The 19,340-nt window shown below is 51.9% G+C and carries 15 protein-coding genes; 11 read left to right on the top strand and 4 right to left on the bottom strand.

Annotation, left to right across the window (positions count from 1 at the left end):
- Nucleotides 1-18 precede the first annotated feature (18 nt).
- Both ACFQ88_RS30300 and ACFQ88_RS30295 read left to right on the top strand, forming a co-directional pair.
- Entirely contained in the window at nt 19-564 is a 546-nt protein-coding gene (locus ACFQ88_RS30300; RefSeq protein ID WP_379460211.1) for a hypothetical protein, read from the top strand.
- A gap of 173 nt (nt 565-737) precedes the next feature.
- Nucleotides 738-1,100, top strand: coding sequence for a bleomycin resistance protein (locus tag ACFQ88_RS30295; protein WP_379460461.1), 363 nt, complete (start codon nt 738-740; stop codon nt 1,098-1,100).
- Between the two features lie 76 nt (nt 1,101-1,176).
- On the opposite strand, the gene ACFQ88_RS30290 is transcribed toward ACFQ88_RS30295, so the two are convergent.
- The gene (locus ACFQ88_RS30290) at nt 1,177-2,466 is read right to left on the bottom strand and encodes an alpha-L-fucosidase (RefSeq protein WP_379460209.1); all 1,290 of its coding nucleotides are present in this window, start codon (nt 2,464-2,466) and stop codon (nt 1,177-1,179) included.
- A 165-nt stretch (nt 2,467-2,631) separates the two neighbouring features.
- Here ACFQ88_RS30290 and ACFQ88_RS30285 point away from each other — a divergent pair, with 165 nt between their 5' ends.
- A complete protein-coding gene (locus tag ACFQ88_RS30285; protein ID WP_379460207.1) occupies nt 2,632-4,149 on the top strand; it encodes a LysM peptidoglycan-binding domain-containing protein in 1,518 nt (505 codons plus the stop codon).
- Nucleotides 4,150-4,607: 458 nt separating this feature from the next.
- Here ACFQ88_RS30285 and ACFQ88_RS30280 read toward each other — a convergent pair whose 3' ends face one another.
- Together ACFQ88_RS30280 and ACFQ88_RS30275 are read right to left on the bottom strand one after the other, a co-directional pair.
- Nucleotides 4,608-5,867 (bottom strand): MFS transporter, encoded by a 1,260-nt coding sequence (locus tag ACFQ88_RS30280; protein WP_379460205.1) that lies wholly within the window; start codon nt 5,865-5,867, stop codon nt 4,608-4,610.
- 20 nt (nt 5,868-5,887) lie between these two features.
- Entirely contained in the window at nt 5,888-6,352 is a 465-nt protein-coding gene (locus ACFQ88_RS30275; protein WP_239634216.1) for a MarR family winged helix-turn-helix transcriptional regulator, read from the bottom strand.
- A 204-nt stretch (nt 6,353-6,556) separates the two neighbouring features.
- Here ACFQ88_RS30275 and ACFQ88_RS30270 point away from each other — a divergent pair, with 204 nt between their 5' ends.
- Nucleotides 6,557-9,004: a S9 family peptidase gene (locus tag ACFQ88_RS30270; protein ID WP_379460203.1), complete on the top strand. Its 2,448-nt coding sequence runs from the start codon at nt 6,557-6,559 to the stop codon at nt 9,002-9,004.
- Between the two features lie 55 nt (nt 9,005-9,059).
- Here ACFQ88_RS30270 and ACFQ88_RS30265 read toward each other — a convergent pair whose 3' ends face one another.
- Nucleotides 9,060-9,977, bottom strand: coding sequence for a helix-turn-helix domain-containing protein (locus ACFQ88_RS30265; protein ID WP_379460201.1), 918 nt, complete (start codon nt 9,975-9,977; stop codon nt 9,060-9,062).
- A gap of 156 nt (nt 9,978-10,133) precedes the next feature.
- On the opposite strand from ACFQ88_RS30265, the gene ACFQ88_RS30260 reads away from it, so the two are divergent.
- The 7 genes from ACFQ88_RS30260 to ACFQ88_RS30230 all read left to right on the top strand — a co-directional run bounded on the left by ACFQ88_RS30260 (nt 10,134) and on the right by ACFQ88_RS30230 (nt 19,248).
- Entirely contained in the window at nt 10,134-11,954 is a 1,821-nt protein-coding gene (locus tag ACFQ88_RS30260) for a glycoside hydrolase family 35 protein (RefSeq protein ID WP_379460199.1), read from the top strand.
- A 906-nt stretch (nt 11,955-12,860) separates the two neighbouring features.
- Entirely contained in the window at nt 12,861-14,111 is a 1,251-nt protein-coding gene (locus tag ACFQ88_RS30255) for a PucR family transcriptional regulator (protein ID WP_379460197.1), read from the top strand.
- Nucleotides 14,112-14,224: 113 nt separating this feature from the next.
- On the top strand, nt 14,225-15,337 hold the full coding sequence (gene ald, locus ACFQ88_RS30250) for an alanine dehydrogenase (protein WP_379460195.1): 1,113 nt from the start codon (nt 14,225-14,227) through the stop codon (nt 15,335-15,337).
- Nucleotides 15,338-15,391: 54 nt separating this feature from the next.
- Nucleotides 15,392-16,636, top strand: coding sequence for an alanine racemase (alr, locus tag ACFQ88_RS30245; protein WP_379460172.1), 1,245 nt, complete (start codon nt 15,392-15,394; stop codon nt 16,634-16,636).
- Nucleotides 16,599-17,600 carry a serine hydrolase domain-containing protein gene (locus ACFQ88_RS30240; protein WP_379460170.1) on the top strand — a complete coding sequence of 334 codons (1,002 nt, stop codon included), beginning with the start codon at nt 16,599-16,601 and terminating at the stop codon, nt 17,598-17,600. Before alr ends, ACFQ88_RS30240 begins: the two co-directional genes overlap by 38 nt.
- A 277-nt stretch (nt 17,601-17,877) precedes the next feature.
- Nucleotides 17,878-18,648 carry an HAD-IIA family hydrolase gene (locus ACFQ88_RS30235; protein ID WP_379460168.1) on the top strand — a complete coding sequence of 257 codons (771 nt, stop codon included), beginning with the start codon at nt 17,878-17,880 and terminating at the stop codon, nt 18,646-18,648.
- A 45-nt stretch (nt 18,649-18,693) separates the two neighbouring features.
- Entirely contained in the window at nt 18,694-19,248 is a 555-nt protein-coding gene (locus tag ACFQ88_RS30230; RefSeq protein ID WP_239634225.1) for a glycerol-3-phosphate responsive antiterminator, read from the top strand.
- The last annotated feature ends 92 nt before the right edge of the window (nt 19,249-19,340 follow it).

The following is a 19,340-nucleotide window of genomic DNA, read 5'->3' as shown; positions in this document are numbered from 1 at the left end:
TGGAAGGGTGATCGCTTCATGACCTTGGAAAAGGTTACGGCCAGTCTCGGCTTGATTGCCGTCATTAGCGGAATTTCCAGAATGCTTATGGCTCCGTTCGCATTCATTTGGGGAAGCAATAGCATGCCTGAGCTGTGGGCGGGTCTCATAGCCTGCTATTTGATGGCTGTCGGATCGCTTGGCCTTTACTTATACCAGACCATCCGGACGGGGGTTGTCGGCTTGGTCGGCTGCCTGCTCCTATCGTTCAGCAATATGATCACCGGCTGCCTCGTCTGGAGCACCATGTTGAACGCGCAGCCTGTCGATGGGGTGACGATACTGCCAATAATTAATGAAGTGACCATGCTGGCAGGGATCATTTTATTTTCCGTCGTCTCCATAAAAGCACGGCAGCTGCCGCTATGGGCCAGCATTTTGCTCCTAGTCTGGCCGATTCTGGGCTTCATTCCGGCATTAAGCCAATGGTTCACTCTGTTATGGGGATTAGCTTATGTAGGGCTAGGGTACAAAGTATGGAGAAGCGGATTTCCGGGCAAGTATGACTCCGCATTGACTTTATAAAGCTTCAGCGGGAAGCGCCTGATCTCGAGCTAATGGCAGCATTGGCGGGAATCAGGTGCTTTTTTCATTGTTGTAAAAACATGAACTTATTTCCTCTTTTTGAAGGAGTTCCCCTTCGTACTGCAGAATAAGCAAGAATCCACACTATGGTTGAGAAGAGGTGCAAAGCTGTGATGCAAAAGTATGGTCAATGCCAAATTCCTATATTACCGGTCAGCAATTTTCAAGAATCGGTCCGGTATTATACCGACGTGCTCGGCTTTGAGGTTGCATGGATTTGGGACGAGGACGGTTACGGAGCGGTATCGTGCGGAGGAATCGAGCTTCATCTCGACCGGCAGGACGTCATTTCGCCTGCAGCATTCTACTGGTTTGTCCATAACGCGGACGAGGTGTACTCATATTATAAAAGCCAAGGTGTCGATATCGTAAAGGACATCGAAACGAAGCCTTGGGGAGTTAGAGAGTTTACATTCAGGGATCTGAACGGCCACATGGTCCGCATTGCACATAACGTGGAAGATCACAAAGGATAGACGATAGAAGCAGAAAGCAGCAGCTTCTTCCCGGTTATTAATAGCCCGGGCAAGAGGCTGCTGCTGCACGTCATACTTATAAATCGCTCTCGATCCACTCCGCGCGGGAGTATTCCCGCTGCGCCTTAGGCGGCTCGGCGAACGTTACCTTGAACACTGTAAAATGAGGCTCGCTCGGCATGTCCGGCAAATCCTGCAGGATGAGCCTTCCGAAGCCTTCCTGACGATAAGCGACGGATTCGCCGCTTCCGACTATCGTTACCGACTCGACCTTACCCTCGATTCGGACGCTCCAAAACTCGCGGCCGCTCCATCCGATGGCAGCCAAGTAGTGCACCCGCGGATCGTCGGAGCCGATCCATCTGCCGAGGCAGCCGTTCGGTCCGTGTGGACCGAATTCGTTAAGCGGGCTACGTCTCGCATGGTACACCATCTCCGCATTCCGCTTGACCCAATCGCCTGCTTCGAGGATGCTGCCGATCTCGGTTTCATTCATGGAGCCGTCCGGCTTCGGTCCGGTATTCAGCAGCAAATTTCCGCCTCCGGCGGCGATCTCGATCAGATCCCGGAGTATAGCGGCTGCAGTTTTCCGGTTAGGACTGTCCGGCACATAGCTCCAGCTGAGCGGGCATATGCTTAAGCAGCTTTCCCAAGGGAGGCCTTCTTTGGAGGCTTCAATTTTTCGTTCCGGCGTTACATAATCTTCGACCGTGCCGGAGCGGTTGTTGATGACAATGTGCGGCTGCAGCCCGCGAACCATGGCGTTCAGCTCACGGGCTCTCCAGAACTCGGCGATATCCTCGTGTTCCTTCCATTCCCAGGTCGTCACCTGCGCCCCGTCATACCAGAGCAAATCGATGCGGCCGTAGTCGGTCATCAGCTCGCGGACCTGATCGTGGGCTTGCTGTACCATTGCAGCCACTGATTCCGGATACCGGTCATGATCCCAGGCTCCCTTGTATCTCCAGTCGACCAGCGAATAGTATAGGCCGACCTTCAGTCCCGCGCGCCGTGCGGCATCCGTGTATTCGCGGATAAAGTCGCGCTTCGGCGTCCCTTTAACCGATGTGAAGGGGCTGACCTTGCTGTCAAAAAGGCAATACCCGTCATGATGCCGTGCGGTCAACACGATATATTTCATGCCAGCTTTCACAGCCATGGCGCACCACTGATCCGCGTCGAATCCATCGCCTGTGAAGCCTTCGGCAACTTTTTCGTACTCCTTGACCTTGTAGCCGTCCAGCCGGAACGCCCATTCACACCGCCCCAGCAATGAATATGGACCCCAATGGATGAACAGTCCAAGCTTGGCGTCCCGGAACCATTGCATTCTTTCTTGTTCTGTCATTTTCCTTATCCTCCGCATGTACCAATTGGTTAACGATTTAATTGTACTAGCTTTTGTGTTGGTTTAGGATGCATGATCCTAGGATAATGAGCATAATCCTAAGATTTTAGCTAAAAAGTATCCCAACCTTTGGGCGCGATGAATAGCATATAAGGAATATGCTTCACAAAGGAGAAAAGCCAAGTGATTACTTATGTCGTACAGCAAGGAGATTCCTTGTATTCGATTGCCCGGCGGTTCGGAGTTACGGTGGATGCCTTGATGAAGGCGAACCGGCTCACATCCCCGTCGCTTAGTGTCGGTCAGGTCATATCGGTCCCTGTATCCGGTCCTGTCATATACACTGTCAAAGCAAAAGATACGCTTTATACGATAGCAAAACAGTTCAGCACAACGGTGGAAGCAATCATGCTGCTTAATGGACTGTCGTCAACGGAGCTGCAGATCGGGCAAAAGCTGCGAATCCCGATTTATACGGAGGTCATCGTCAAGTCTGATACAGCCAATGTCCACCAGTATGCCAGTGTGCAGGCTCCTGTGCTGGCCCAAATGGATAAAGGAGCCCGGCTGCCGGTGACGGGGATTGTCGGGGATTGGATCCAAGTGCGTATTCACAACGGCAGACTCGGTTGGATGGCGAGAGAAACGGTGACGCTCATGCCGCATGACGGAGCGCGTCCCGTAGAGGAAGTGCTCGGTTACTATACGGAGGAGGAAGGCCCGACGCTGCCAAGCTCGTATGATGTATTTACCAAGAATACGGCGCAGCTGTCGAATGTCGGGATGTTTCATTTCCGTATTTTAAGGGCCGATCCGGTACAAATCGAGAAGTTTCCTTCCACCTTTACCGACGAATATATGCGCAGTGTGGTGGATTTCGGCCATCGTCACAATGTCAAAATGCTGGCAACGGTCCACAATCTGTTGTATGAACGGGGAAATCAGAACGCGAATAAAGAGGTTATCCACGGCATGCTCGCCAGCAACGCTACAAGGGCCGAGTTCATTTCGAATGTCATTAAGCTGATTGAAGCTTACCAGTTCGATGGGGTCGATATCGACTTTGAGGATGTCCGCTATGAGGACCGGGAGCTGCTGTCCATGTTTTACCGCGAGCTCGGGAGGGCGCTGAAGGAAAGGGGATATTATTATTCGGTGGCCGTGCCCTCCAGAACCTCGGATCAGCCGACCAATCCGTTTTCCGCTCCGTTCAATTATTCTGTGCTCGGCAGCGTCGTCGATGAGCTGGTGCTGATGCTCTATAATGAGCACGGCTGGCCGGGAAGCGGTCCGGGGCCGGTCGTTTCCATCGGCTGGATGAAAGAGGTGGTCGGCTACGCGTTGATGAAGATGCCGGCCAGCAAAATAACCGCCGCTGTCTCCGTGTTCGGCTTCGATTTCAATTTGACGACCAAACGGAATACGTATGCGACCTACCAGATGGCGATGGATTTGGCCCAAAAGTATAACAAGGAGGTCATCTTCGACGAGAAGACGCAAACTCCTATGTTCGCCTACACCGATGAGTCGGGTAACCAGCACGAGGTTTGGTTCGAGAATGAGCAAAGCATCCGCGCCAAAATGGAAACCGCCCATCAGCTCGGCATCCGCGGCATAGCGCTCTGGCGGCTCGGCATGGAAGATCCGGCTATATGGACGATGATGGCGGAAGATTTTGTCATCCGCAAAAGCGTCATGTAATCCACTAATAGACGGCAATTGAGGCAACTGAACATGGTTTCGGATAGGTTGTCCTCGTCGGGAGACAACTGCACGTATGTTTTATTTCATAGGTGATTCCAATGTGTTAATGCCCGCCGTCGGGGAATGTTGCTCAAGTTGGTACGGACCGTAGATCCGTTATTTTACCCAAAGCGGTTCTTTTTGAAGGGTGATCGGACTACAGATCCTTTATTTCGTGAAAAAACACAATTTTTCCGGGTAAAAGTAGCTAATAACGGACTCTCGGTCCGATCACGCTCCCAAAGCAGCATCATTTCAGGAAATAACGGATCTCCTGTCCGATCTAAGTAAGCCGGGCTGGAAGGGCATACCTCACGGATTATACAATCAATATTTGATTTCCTTTGAATCCTTCGGTTTCATTCAACAAAATAGCCCGGGAACCAATAACGTTCCCGGGCTTTTCCTTGCATGGTTTACATGGCCGCCTGTCCCTCGGAGACGGCTTTTCTTTTTCGAAACAAAATCAGGATAAGGACACAGGGCACGAAGCACATGAGGCCGCATGCGAGATAAGCGCCGTCCGCGCCGAACCGGTCCGCTATAAAGCCGGCGAACAAATTGCCGACAGGGGCGGATCCGGCGAACACGAGCGAGTAAACGCTCATGACCCTGGCGCGGTATTCATCCTTGGAATGAATTTGCAGGGTGGAGTTGCAGTTGGTCGAGAACAAAATGTTAAAAATCCCGGTACAAGCAAGAAACAGCCCGGCTAAGTAAGACGATTTCGTCAACCCGATCAAGAACAGAAACAGCGAAATCATCATCGAGGCCACAACGATCACCTTCATGTTGGGGCCTTTTTTGCTGCGAAGCGACACGGTCAGCGCCCCGATTAATGAGCCGACTCCCAGACAAGACATCAGCAGGCCGTAGGTTCGTTCATCCATTTGCAGCACCCCTTTGGTAAATACGGGGATCAGGACGCTGAAATTAAACGCGAACGTACCGATAATCGTAACCAGCAGCAGGGTCAAGGCCAGAACGTTATCCCTCGCTATGTATACCATCCCGTCCTTGATTTCCTTAAAGATGCTGACGTCCTTTTTCTTGGCTCTCACGTACGGGGTCGTCTTGATACGCGTCAATCCGTACAAAACGGCCAAGAAGCTGATCCCGTTCAGCAGGAAGCACCATCCCGGACCGAGCAGAGCCATCATGGCGGCCCCGATCGAAGGGCCTAATATTCTAGCAAGATTGAACGTCATAGAATTCAACGCAATGGCGTTCATCAAGTCCTCCTTGCCTACAATTTCGATATTGAACGATTGCCTGGTAGGCAAATCAAACGTGTTCGTTAACCCGAGAATGAGAGCGAAGACAAGAATATACTCATATTTAATCGTGTCGGTAAACACCATTAGCGATAACAGCAGCGCCAACAGCATGGATATCGTCTGGGTGACGATCAAAATGTTTTTCTTCGGAAATTTATCGATGAGCGTCCCTGCAAATAATGAAAAGCATGTAATAGGCAAAAACTGAATCGTTCCGACAAGCCCCAATAATAACGGGGATCCGGTTAACGTTAATACGAGCCAAGACTGACCGATATTTTGCATCCAAGTCCCTATCAGGGAGACGCATTGTCCTGTCCAGAAATAACGGTAATTGGGATGGGTCAGAGCGTGAAAATGATTGTCAACCATCCGCTCGCCCCAAGCTTTAATGCCCAAGTGAGTCACCTTCCTGCTTGTTATGTTGTTTCCTTGCTGCCCTTCATGGTTTCTTCGTACAGCTGGGCTGCATTGGTTCCCATTTTTTCCAATACGGTTAATGCCATCTGCTTCTCTTCCTCCGACAAGCCTTCCGTAACCTTGGTCCGCCAGTCGGCGAGAACCGCTCTGACCTCGTCCTTAATCAGGAGCGCTTTTTCTGTCAAAAAAATCCGGTAGGACCGCTTGTCCTCATCGCGGACTTGACGGGTGACATAGCCTTGCTCCTCCAGCTTTTTAAGCGCTTTGGCCGTGGTGCCTTTATCGATTTTGAGGTAGCTGGAAAGCTCCTCCTGGCTTAAACCGTCTTCTCTGTACAATGTATTCAAAAAAATATGCTGCCCGCGGCCGATATCCAGATGCTTCAGCCGGTCGCCGATGTACATTTGCCCGTACCGGTAAAGCAGAGATACCCATCGGGGAATCGTATACTTTTGATCGACCATCCCGTTCCTCCCCCAGGAAAATTAGTTGCATATGCCACTAATTAGTATAGTAGCGGAATCGTTGTAAATGCAACTAGTTTTTGCAGCTGGAGTGCTGAGTCTAGCGAACTATTTTATTTGTTTACATGTGTATTTACGACTAATAGACTCTAGTGTATATTTAATGCATTGTTGCTAATTTTATCAAAAAAAGGAGACGTTCTGATGAACCGTCAAGTGTCCAAAGCCTTAATCATGATGCTTGTATTTTGCTTTATTTTCTCGACTGCCAGCTTTGCAAGCGCTGTCTCCTTGAATGAAGCTGTACAAGGGTATAAGGATGTGCCCAAAGATCATTATGCCAGCAAGGAAATCGCGGTATTATCGCAACGGGGGATTTTACAAGGCGCGGAGGACGGTACCTTTAAGCCGGACGAAGAAGTAACGAGAGGCGTGACGGCCCTTTGGCTCAGCAGGGCGTTGAAGCTCGGCAAGCCTGCATCATTGAAAGGCTTCGTCGATGTCCCTGAGACCAGTGAGTATGCGTCAGCTATTAACGTTCTGGCTGAGAAAAAAATCGTCCAGGGCGACCAGGGGAAGTTCTCGCCTGATGCGTCGTTAACCCGTGAACAGATGGCCAGCTTGCTGGTAAGAGCCTTCCAATTGAAAGATAACGGGATTAACGTATGGTTTAAAGATGAAGCGGCCATGGGCGACAGCCACTTCCAGGATATTATCCGCTTGAAGCAATTTTTTCTTACGAATCAAGTCGAATTCATGCCGAAGAATAAAGTGACTCGCGCTCAACTGGCGCTATTCTTGTACCGGGCCATTATGATAGGTGAATTGGAGACCGGCCAAATCCCGATCGAAGATTTCTTCCGCAAATCCGATGTAGGGAGTGCGCAGGTTTCTCCTAACGGAGTTACTTATGCGCTGCTGAAGTCCGAGAATAATCAGAATGAGATTTTTGTGTATACATTAGGCGAGGACATTTCAAAGGCCGTTCGCATTACCAATAGCAAGGATAGGTCCATTGAAGATTTCGTTTGGTACGATAATAATACGATCGTTTATATGACGAGCTCGGGCGGGGATGAGGATTATCATATCCATTCCATACAAAAAGACGGAACGAAGGATATAGATCTAACGCCGTATCCGAAAGTCAAAGCGGATATTTTGGAGCTGTATACAAAGAAACCCGATTATATTCTGTTTACGATGAACAAGCGATCCTCAACGGCATCCGATGTTTATGAGATGAACATTCTTACAGGGGAATCTAAGATGATCGCCGAAAATCCGGGCAATATTACCCAATGGGTGACGGATTTGTACGGTGAAGTCAGAATGGCTATGGCTACCGAGGGTACCGATACGAAAATGCTGTACCGGCGGTTCGAATCCGATCCTTTCGAGACGTTTATGACGATTCCATTCGGCGATACCTTTATTCCGGTCATGTTCTCGTTCGATCAATCGCAGCTGTACGCGTTGTCGAATATAGGACGGGACAAGCTGGCGCTGGTCGCTTACCAGTTCAACACCAAATCGATCGTAGAAACGATCTATGAGAATCCGGACGCCGACATTACCAATATTGTCGTTTCATTCAAGAAGAAGGCGATATTGGCCGTCGAGTATGAAACCGACAAAATTTACTACCATTATATGGATGATGAGTTTGAAAAGCTGAATCAAGAAATAGCCGCTCTGGTTCCTGGACAGCAGTTCCGAATCGTCGGCAATCCGCTGCCGGATACCAAGGTGTTTTTCCGCACCTACAGCGACAAATCGCCCGGAGCGTACTACTATTACAACCGTAAGACCAAGGTGATGGATAAATACGCCGATCCGCAGCCATGGATCAAAGAAGAGCAAATGGCTGACATGAAGCCGATTTCGTATCCTTCCCGAGACGGGCGCACCATTCATGGATATTTGACGATGCCTAAAAAGGTGGGCACAACCAACCTGCCGGTCGTCGTTCTTCCTCACGGCGGACCGTGGGCACGGGATTCGTGGGGCTATGATCCGGAAGTACAATTATTGGCAAACCGCGGCTACGCCGTTCTGCAAGTCAATTTCCGCGGATCGACAGGGTATGGCAAATCATTCATGAACGCAGGCAATAAACAATGGGGCCGCGCCATGCAGGACGATATTACCGATGGCGTTCAATGGCTTATTAAGCAAGGGATAGCGGATAAAGAACGTATTGCCATTTACGGGGCATCGTACGGGGGCTATGCTGCTTTGGCAGGCGCAACGTACACGCCGGAGCTTTATGCAGCCGCCGTCGATTATATGGGGCCGTCCAGTATGTTCACGTTCCTGGATTCCATGCCGGACTATTGGGAGCCGGACCGTCAAGTAATGTACGAGCGGGTAGGACACCCCGAGAAGGATAAGGCAATGATGGAAGCAAGCTCTCCATTGATGAACGTAGACCGTATCCAAGCGCCGATCTTCTTCGCACAGGGCTTGAACGACCCGAGGGTGAACAAGAAGGAATCGGACCAAATGGTCATGGCGCTTCGCAACAGAGGCATCGATTCGCATTATATGGTCAAAAACGATGAAGGGCATGGCTTCCACAAGTTTTCTAACAAGATCGACTTTTACAATGCGCTTTTGAAATTCCTCGCGATACATCTGAATAATAAGTAAGCTTTTTCCGGTAAAAAACGCTATCCCGTGCTTGGTACACAGGATAGCGTTTTTCTCATTCACCGTTTTTGGGCGGCGGATCTATGGCATGCTTAGGGCGAAAATGGTTCGGCGACTGTCCCGTCCAACGCCGGAACTGCCGGGAGAAATGAGTCGGCGAATGATAACCGAGCAGCTCGGCTATCGCTGCAATCGACTTGTCCGTCGTGACCAGCAGCTTCTTGGCTTCGTTCAGCTTCAATTGGCTCAGAAATTGGCGCGGGGATACGCCGTAAATATGGGAAAATACCTTAGAGCACTGATACCGGCTCATATTCATGGCCTTGGCCATTTCGTTGACGGTAATATCGGAGTACACATTCGCGCTCAGCAGCTCTTCCATCCGGTGAGCGGTCTCCGCGGTGAATTGGGTCGCGTCCTGCCCGGGATCCGCACCAAGTACTTGCCGCTCGTTCAAGAGGCGAACCATCTCCGCAACGATCAGCAATATCGTGGCCTGAACCGTAAGGCGCTGCTGCACGTCCAGGATGACATGCTGCTCAGCGGGGATCCCTTGCAGACGGTCGTCGGCGATACTTCCGCCGAGAATCGCTTCAAGCTGCTTAACGTAGGAGGACAGCTCGCTGCCTCCCGCTTGGTGGTCAGGAATGAACTGATAAGACTCCGCACCTAGCGCCCTGCGCATTTCGGAATCGTCCAGATCGAAATGAAGATTGAAAAATACATAAGGCTCATCGCTCTCATTGATCGTCTCGTGCTTCACGCCCGATTTCACCAGGAGCCAGTCTCCTTGTCGCATAATCACGACTTCCTGCCCGATCTGCTGCTTCACTTCACCGCTCAGACAGCAAACCAATTCGATCAAGTGATGATGGTGCTTCGGATACGACCACATCGGGGGCTTGATGCCGAAATGGCATCCGCTTACCTGCAACGTATTGGTGAAATTTTTGAATGTCCACTGCCGATCCATGATCCGCTGCCGCATCCTTTCCTTGATGACATTTTGACTTCACTATACCGCATTCTCACGGATTGCACAAAAGGTTATACAATCGACACGTTTGGTCATTCAGATTTTCCGCTGCTTTTCTTACAATGAAAACAAAATCAGGAGAGGGTTGAGCATATGACGGTACGGTTTGAAGCTGTCGGAAATCAATTTAGGCTGAACGGAGAGCCGATTCGGATCGTCTCCGGGGCTATCCATTATTTTCGCGTAGTGCCTGAATATTGGAAGGACCGCTTGTTGAAGCTAAAAGCATGCGGGTTCAACACGGTAGAGACTTATGTTGCTTGGAACATTCATGAGCCGGCAGAAGGGCAATTCTGCTTCGAAGGCATTGCCGATATCGAGAGATTCGTTCAACTGGCGGGGGAGCTTGGACTTCATGTCATCGTGCGGCCAAGCCCGTATATTTGCGCAGAGTGGGAGTTCGGGGGACTGCCTGCATGGCTGCTCGGCTATACAGACATGCGTTTGCGCTGCATCGATCCGCTCTATTTAAGTAAGGTGGACGCTTACTATGATGCGCTCCTGCCCAAGCTGAAGCCGCTATTGTGCACAAACGGCGGGCCGATCATTGCAGTCCAGATCGAGAACGAGTATGGAAGCTACGGCAACGACAGCGCCTACCTCGATTATTTGCGCCAAGGCCTCGTGAATCGAGGAATCGACTGCCTGCTGTTCACATCCGACGGCCCGACGGACCAGATGCTGCAGGGCGGTACGCTGCCTGGCGTGCTGGCTACAGTCAATTTCGGCTCCCGCGCTGCGGAATCGTTCGCCAAGTTCAAGGAGTACCGGCCTGACGAGCCGCTGATGTGCATGGAATATTGGAACGGCTGGTTCGATCACTGGATGGAGGAGCATCATACAAGGGATGCGGCTGACGTAGCGGCTGTACTGGACGACATGCTGGCTGCCGACGCATCCGTCAACTTCTACATGTTCCACGGCGGCACGAACTTCGGCTTCTACAACGGCGCCAACCATATCAAAACGTACGAGCCTACCATTACGAGCTACGATTATGATGCTCCTCTGACCGAGTGGGGCGACATTACGCTCAAGTATGAAGCCGTTAAACAAGTGCTGTCCCGATATGTGAACATCGAGGAAACGCCGCTGCCGGAGCCGATTCCGCGCAAACGGTACGGCGAGGTCCGGTTAACACGCCGCGCCGGATTGTTCGAGCAGCTGGATTCCGTATCCGCTCCGATTAGCCGGGTAAATCCCGACCCGATGGAGAAGGTAGGGCAAAACTACGGTTTTATCGTGTACAAGACCCGTGTATCGGGACCCCGCCGCGGACAAGAGCTGCATCTGCAGGAGGTGCACGACCGGGCGCAAGTATTCTTGAATGGCGACTACATCGGCGCCGTAGAACGGTGGAATCCTCAGCCGCTGCACGTGGATATTCCGACGGAAGGCGCGGATTTGACGATTTTGGTGGAAAATATGGGCCGCATCAACTACGGTCCATTGTTGAAGGACTACAAAGGAATTACGGAAGGAGTCCGTCTCGACAATCAATTTTTGTTCGGGTGGGAAATTTATCCTTTGCCTCTCGAGGGCGCTCTCCAGCTGCAATATGAGGAGACGGAAGCGCGTCCCGACAAGGACGAACCGGCCTTTTATCAAGGAACGTTCGAAGCATCGGAAACGGCGGACACGTTCATTCGTCTGGACGGATGGAAGAAAGGTGTTGTCTTCGTAAATGGCTTCAACCTGGGCCGGTATTGGGAACGGGGGCCGCAAAAGGCGCTTTATGTGCCGGGTCCTTTGCTGAAAAAGGGTACGAATGAAATCGTCGTATTCGAGCTTCATGGAGCCTGTGCGGCCGTCGTGACATTGGACGACAAGCCGGATCTTGGGGCGGAAACCGGTGTGGACGACAGCATCATCAGCTTTACGGAGTCCGATAAGGCGGAGGAAGCGCAAGCTTAAGCAATATTGTATAAAAGGAAGCCGCATGCTTCGGATGGCTATGTCCGGGGCTTGCGGCTTTTTTTTGCCGATAACCGAGTTTCGATTTAACGGCGAACCCTACGGGTTAACGATCTTGTTGAGAAGCCAGAGGAAACTTTTGATAGATACTTCGGTGGGGTATGCTTCTCCTCCAGTCATTCCTACAAAGATCGGACAGGAGATCCGCTATTTCCAGAAATGATGCTGTTTTTGGAGGGGGATCGGACTGAGATTCCGTTATTTGCTATTTTTACCTGAAAAATAGGTGTATTTTCGCGAAATAAAGGATCTGTTGTCCGATCACCATTCAAATAGCACCATTTTTGGAGAAATAGCGGATCCATTGTCCGAACCAACTTGAGCAATGCTCCGAATGTACAGGCACTAACGAATTGGATTCGCCCTATGAGTTAGGTCAAAGATATAGCGGGATTCTGACGAGTGACATCTTTCCTGTGCATTACTTTCATTTATCCCTTTCCGTCGTCATTCCAGAAACGGAGGTACTATCTAACCCCACATTAGCAGTTCGGGTATACAGGAATACCAACAGCATAACTACCCCTACGGGTTAGCATGTAAAGGATGTCGAAGGGAGCAAGCCGTAGAAAAAAGAGGGAATGGGTGAGGGGTGGAGAAGCGGCAGCGTCCGCCTTTGAAGTCTGTGTTCCAACCGCTCTAATCTTAAAAACAAGGAACACGGACTTCAACAGCGGTCGGAATCCAACACCTATTTCCCTCCCCTTGTACAAGCGTATGGGTTTAGCTTGATCTTCTTGGACGGTTTCCGTGAGAGGATCCAATACTCAGTATTGCTTATAAAACCAAGCGTACCGTAAAATAAGAATGATTTTTATCCTACAAGCACGGGGAGTAAGCCACAATATGCGGATTGAGAAAGACCCGTTCGACAGACATTTTGACAGCTTCATCACCCTGGCGGACGCCATATGTGAAGCGCTTCAATGTCCCGTCACTATCGAGAACGCCAACCATCAGCTCATTGCTTACAGCTCTCACAGTCCCCACACCGACCCGGCGCGCATCGCCACGATCATCGGCAGACGGGTTCCGGAGCAGGTCATCGGCGCGCTTTGGCGCAACGGCGTCATTCAGAAGCTGATGTCGAGCGACGAGCCGGTGCGGATCGGGGCGGTTCACGATGTCGGTCTCGGACAACGGATTGCCATAGCCATTCGCAAGCACAATGAGGTGCTCGGTTACATATGGGTCATGGAAGAAGCGGACCGGGGGCCATTGAACGAGCTTGAGCTGGAGCTGCTGAAGAGGGCTGCGCTGGCTTCCAGACATAAAATGCTGCAGCTGCAAATCCAAAAGCGCAAGGAAGAGGAAGGCCAGCAAAATTTGTTTTGGCAGCTGTTGATAGGACACTTGAAATCCCCTGCTGCTATTAAAGAACAAGCGGAGCAGCTGAACATTTCGCTTCCGCCCCGTTATCAGGTGACCGTATTCCAATTCGGACAAGACATTACGGAAAAAATGTATCAGCGCATTCAATACATGATCACAACGACACAGCGCGTCAAAGTGATTTTGCACGTGCTGGACGGCGCCCGGCTTATTATGCTGACGGCGCATCCGAAGCTTGCAGCGGATCGGGAGGACCACGCCAGGTTCATCCGAGATTTTATGAAACAGATGGAGGACCGGTTCGGGGTATCTCCGAATGACGGAGCGAGCGGCAGCGAGTACGACGACTATACGCTGGTTGCAGCGGCTTGGCGGGAAGCCTTGGCTGTGCTGCAGCTGAAGCAGCGGTTTCCGGAAGCGCTCCGGGATGCATCCGCCTACGAGGAGCTTGGATTGTACCGTTATTTGCTGCTGCAGCTGAGCGACAAGGAGCCGCCACGCCGACTGCAAAATCGCATTTTGCAGAAGCTGAGACAATACGATCGCGAGCATAACGGCTGCTTGCTGGACACGCTCGAGGTGTTTCTCAATCTGGACAGCAGCCTGAAGGATACGGCGGAAGCGCTTCACGTTCATATCAACACGTTAAATTACCGCTTGAAGCGAATCGCGGAAATCGGAGACGTCGACTTGAAGAACGTCGATCAAAAAGTATCTCTTTATCTCGATTTGAAGCTGGAAAAGCTGATGGAAGCCTCTTGTTGATTTCCAACAAATGAGAGCCTGTATTTTCTGTATTTTCAACAAAGCCAACCGTTCTCCAACCTTTTATAATCCTCTCATGAGCTTCATTTCATGAAAATCAAGGAGGATGGGCAATGAGAATCGGCATTCCGAAGGAGATCAAGAACAACGAGAACCGCGTGGCGCTGACCCCTGCAGGCGTCGCAGAGCTGGTACAATACGGCCACGAGGTATGGGTGGAGACCGGTGCCGGGGCAAGCAGCGGACTGAGCAACGAGGAGTATGCGGCTGCCGGAGCACGAATCGCGGATCGGGCGGAGGACGTGTGGGCATTTGCGGATATGATCATGAAGGTGAAGGAGCCGATAGCGGACGAATACCGGTATTTTCGGCGCGGCCTTGTGCTGTTCACGTATCTTCATCTGGCAGCCGATCCGGAGCTTGCCCGTGAGCTGGTGAAGCAGGGCGTTACCGCCATCGCTTATGAAACGGTGGAGCAGAGAGGTATACTGCCGCTGCTTGTCCCGATGAGCGAGATTGCCGGGCGGATGTCGGTTCAGATCGGCGCACAGTTTCTGGAGAAGCGCTATGGCGGCAAGGGTCTCCTCCTTGGAGGCGTTCCCGGAGTGAAGCGGGGGAAGGTGACGATTATCGGCGGCGGCGTAGCAGGGATGAATGCGGCCAAAATCGCCGTGGGCCTAGGCGCCGACGTTACGGTCATTGATCTGAGCGCTGACCGGCTGCGTTATTTGGATGACGTATTCGGACCACGCATCCAGACGTTAATGTCCAATCCGGGCAATATTGCCCAAGCCGTGGAGCAATCCGATCTGGTGATCGGAGCGGTATTGATTCCCGGCGCCAAAGCGCCGAAGCTGGTAACGGAAGCGATGGTCCGCTCGATGGCTCCGGGCTCGGTCATCGTAGATATCGCTGTCGATCAAGGAGGCATCGTCGCAACGGCCGACCGCATATCGACCCATGATGATCCCGTCTATTTGAAGCACGGCGTGCTCCATTACGCCGTGGCAAACATGCCGGGCGCCGTACCGGCTACGTCGACGCTGGCGCTGACCAATGTGACGCTTCCGTATGCGGTGCAATTGGCCAATCTCGGCGTCGGGCAAGCGATCGCCAGCAATGCGGCATTGCGGAGCGGGGTCAACGTCGCAGGCGGAAGGATTACTCACCAGGCGGTTGCTCAAGCGCTCATGTTCGACTATGCTCCCGTTGAGCAGGCCGTTTAGTCTGCAACAACAACGGCTTGCTGCAGCACGATCATAAATAAGGGAGTCATGGAGATGTATAGTTACCGGGATACACGAGCCGAGGTGTCGCTGGATGCGATCCACTCGAATGTCGTCCGGCTGAAGCGGCATCTTCAGCCTTCATGCCGTCTAATGGCGGTCGTCAAAGCGGACGGGTACGGCCACGGTGCGGTCGAGGTTGCTTTAACGGCCGTGGAAGCCGGAGCGGATTATTTGGCGGTTGCCTTCGTTGACGAGGCGCTGCAGCTTCGTGACGCCGGGATCGAACAGCCGATCCTTGTGCTGGGACATACCCCGCCTCGTTCGCTGGAAGCAGCGGTGAGACAGCGAATCGCGCTGACCGTATTTTCCGAGGACATGCTGGATTCACTGGCAGCTTGTGCGGAAAATCTCAAGGAGACGGCCGTGATCCATATCAAATTCGACACGGGGATGTCTCGGTTGGGATTGACGGACGCGGAGGAGACGATCCGGCTGGCACAGAAAGCGGCGGCTTCTCCAGGAATCCGGCTTGAGGGGATTTTCACGCACTTTGCCGACGCCGATGCGGAGGACGCTGTTTGCACTTATGCCCAATTTTCCAAATTCGCGTATTTGCTTATTCGGCTCAAGCAGGAAGGGCTGCACATCCCTATCAAGCATTGCTGCAATAGTGCGGCGGCGCTGCGGTTTCCTTGGATGCATCTGGACATGGTGCGCATCGGCATCGCAATGTACGGGCTGCACCCTTTAGCAGCAGCCAACAACGACGCTGTTGCGCTGACGGCGGCGCTGCAGCTTAAAACGGCGGTTTCCTCGCTGAAACGGATTCCTCCCAATCAGCCTATCGGCTATGGGGGGACGTTTGTCCCGGCCCGGGAGACGGTGATCGCCGTCCTGCCCGTCGGCTATGCGGACGGCTATGCCAGATCGCTCTCGAATCGCGGCTATGTGTTGATTAGAGGCCGCAGAGCGCCTATCGTCGGCCGGATTTGCATGGATCAAACGATGGTTGATGTGACAGGGCTCCCGGAAACGGCAGTGGGAGATGAGGTTGTTTTATACGGTGCCGGTGATAGTGATTGCATCTCTGTCGATGAGGCGGCCGATTGGACGCATACGATTCATTATGAGACGGTTTGCCTTGTCGGAAAAAGAGTGCCCCGAATCTATTTCCGTCACGGGAGGGCTGCAAGCTTTACCAATGTGACATTAGATCGCCGTCCGAAGGCCGGCGTTTTGCAAGGAGGAATTACCGACGATGAAGCGATGGGAAGCGAAGCTGGAAGCTCATTTTGATACCTACGCTCAGGAACAGCAATACAGCGGTACGATATTGGTCGCTCAACACGGTGAGGTTCTTTTTCATAAAGCTTACGGTATGGCAAGTTACGAGCATGACGTGCCCAATCGTCCCGATACCCGGTTTCATATTGCATCCATTACGAAGCCCGTCACGGCCCTGGCGGTGCTTATGCTTGCGGATCGGCAGCGGATCGACGTGGACCGGCCCATTGGGGATTATATAGAGCTAGGCCCGCAGCTTAACCGGAATATAACCATCCATCACTTGTTAATCCATACGTCGGGCATTCCGGACTTCGAGAAGCTGCCGGACTACGCTTACGGCACAGAGCGGACTTTATACAAGGACGCGCATATTTTGGAGCTCATTCAGGACGTTCCGTCAAGCTTTGAGCCTGGAGAAGGCTGGTCGTACTGCAATACCGGCTATAATCTGCTCGGGCTTCTGATTGAACATGCCGCAGAGATGAGCTACGAGCAGTTTGTTGGCCGCAGCATCCTGGAGCCTCTGGGAATGAGCGGCACCGGGTTCGGAGCGTCCGACCGGGTTGTGCGCGGTTTGGCGAGCGGCTACTCGCAGGACGGGAATGGAATGCTCGTGAAGGCAAGATATCACGAGCTGGAGAATTTCAAAGCATCCGGAAATATGGTATCTACCGCTGCAGATTTGCTGAAGCTGGATCAGGCGTTGTATTCCGGGCGCAGTCTGCTATCGGAGCCGCTGCTAAGCCGGATGTTCACTCCTCACGCTTTCATTGAGCAGGGCAGACATTACGGCTACGGCTTGTCCATTTATGGCGATGGAAGCAGGGGGCACGGCGGCTGGCTGCCGGGCTATTGGTGCAAATTCAGGCAGTTTCCGGCAAGCGGAAGAGTGATCGTCATGCTGTCGAATCATGATTTTACGAAAGAAGACTCCATTGTGGACCGTACGGAGCAGCTGCTGCTCGCCGAATAATTACCGGTTATTTTTTTTCGTTGACAAATAGCGCTTTCAGTTCTATAATTCATATCAATTCAATGCATTGAACTACGGTAGGTTCGAGTAAATGGAGAAACCCTTATCCGTAATCATGCCTTTCTCGTCAGGAGAGGTGTGTTTACTGTGGATAGGGGTTTTTGTGTTATACGGATATTCCGGAAGCTTGTGTCTGTTAAGCCTGGATTCATCGTAATGCGGGTGGATTCGTGGCTGTAAGGGCGGCGTATTTGAACTAAAAGCGAGGAAGAACGACATGAGAGGATATGTATTTGATCTGGATGGAACCGTCTATTTGGGCGATAAAATGATCGATGGGGCGGCCGAGGCGATAAGGATTTTGCGGGAGCGCGGGGACAAGGTTGTATTTTTGTCCAACAAGCCGATCGCAACCAGACAATCGTACGCCGATAAGCTGACCAAGATGGGAATTCCTACATCGGTGGAGGACGTGCTGAACTCTTCGCTGATCGTTGCGAGGTATTTGCAGAAGAGAGTAAGCAAAGAAGATAAAGTGTTTGTCATCGGCGAGGAGCCGATCTACGACGAGCTGAGGGAGCATGGAATCGAGCTGACCGAGGACAGCAGCAACCCGGATTACGTCGTGCTTTCCTGGGATCGTCAATTCACCTACGATAAGCTGAATGTTGTGTATCAGGCGGCCATTCGCGGCTCCAAAATCATAGCCTCCAACCCGGACGCCACCTGTCCGCTCGATAACGGACAAATTCCGGATACGGGCACGTTCATCGCGGCTTTGGAAGCTGCGACCGGCAAGGCGATCGATCTGGTCGTCGGCAAGCCTTCGCTTATTGCGGCGCAAGCCGCCGTCGAGCATTTGGGGCTGAAATACGAGGAGTGCTTCATGATAGGCGATCGACTGGAAACGGACATCAAAATGGGCAATGATGCAGGCATGGCTTCGGTGCTGGTGCTGACCGGAGTGGCTACGGCAGAGATGGCGGCGCTCGCACCTTCTCCTCCGAAACATATCGTGCCAAGCATTAAAGAAATCGTCCGGTTGTAGATAATCCGTGATATAATAGGGTCACCTTTTGAAAGGGGGGGACGTATGTATCCGATCGTCGATTTGGTCGAACATCAAACTATCGCAGCCGTCCAGAGAGAAGAAGAGTTGGAGCTGGCATTGAAGAGTGATGTCAATATCGTATTTTTGCTGACCGGCTCCATTTTCAATATTAAAGAACTGGTGGATCGAGTCAAAAGCGCAGGAAAGCATGTGTTTCTTCACATGGAATTTATCGATGGAATAGCGCCCGACAAGAGCGGGGTTGCCTATATGGCCCAAAATGTCAAACCAACGGGCATCATATCGACCAAGAGCAATCTGATCCGGGTAGCCAAGGATTTGCAGCTGATGGCCATCCAGCGCATATTTCTAATCGACCGCAGCGCCGTAGCGCGAGGCATCAAAGCGGTAGAGCAGAGCCAGCCGGATGCGATAGAGGTTATGCCGGGCATCATGCCCCGCATTGTTAGAGAGATGACGAATATGACACCGCTTCCGATTATTGCCGGAGGGCTGGTGGGCAATCAAGAGGAGATTGACGAAGCGCTCAGAGCCGGCGCCTTGGCGGTATCGGCAGGCACGTCGCAATTGTGGTGATATTCGAATAGTCACGGAGTCGTACATGCCGACTCATATGCATTCGCCAACTGAATATTATGAAATGACTGCAGCGATTCAAAGCGGGATGA

The organism is Paenibacillus sp. NPDC056579 (genome assembly GCF_042793215.1).
Lineage (GTDB): Bacteria > Bacillota > Bacilli > Paenibacillales > NBRC-103111 > Paenibacillus_S.
This window is presented reverse-complemented; position numbering and strand designations above follow the sequence as displayed.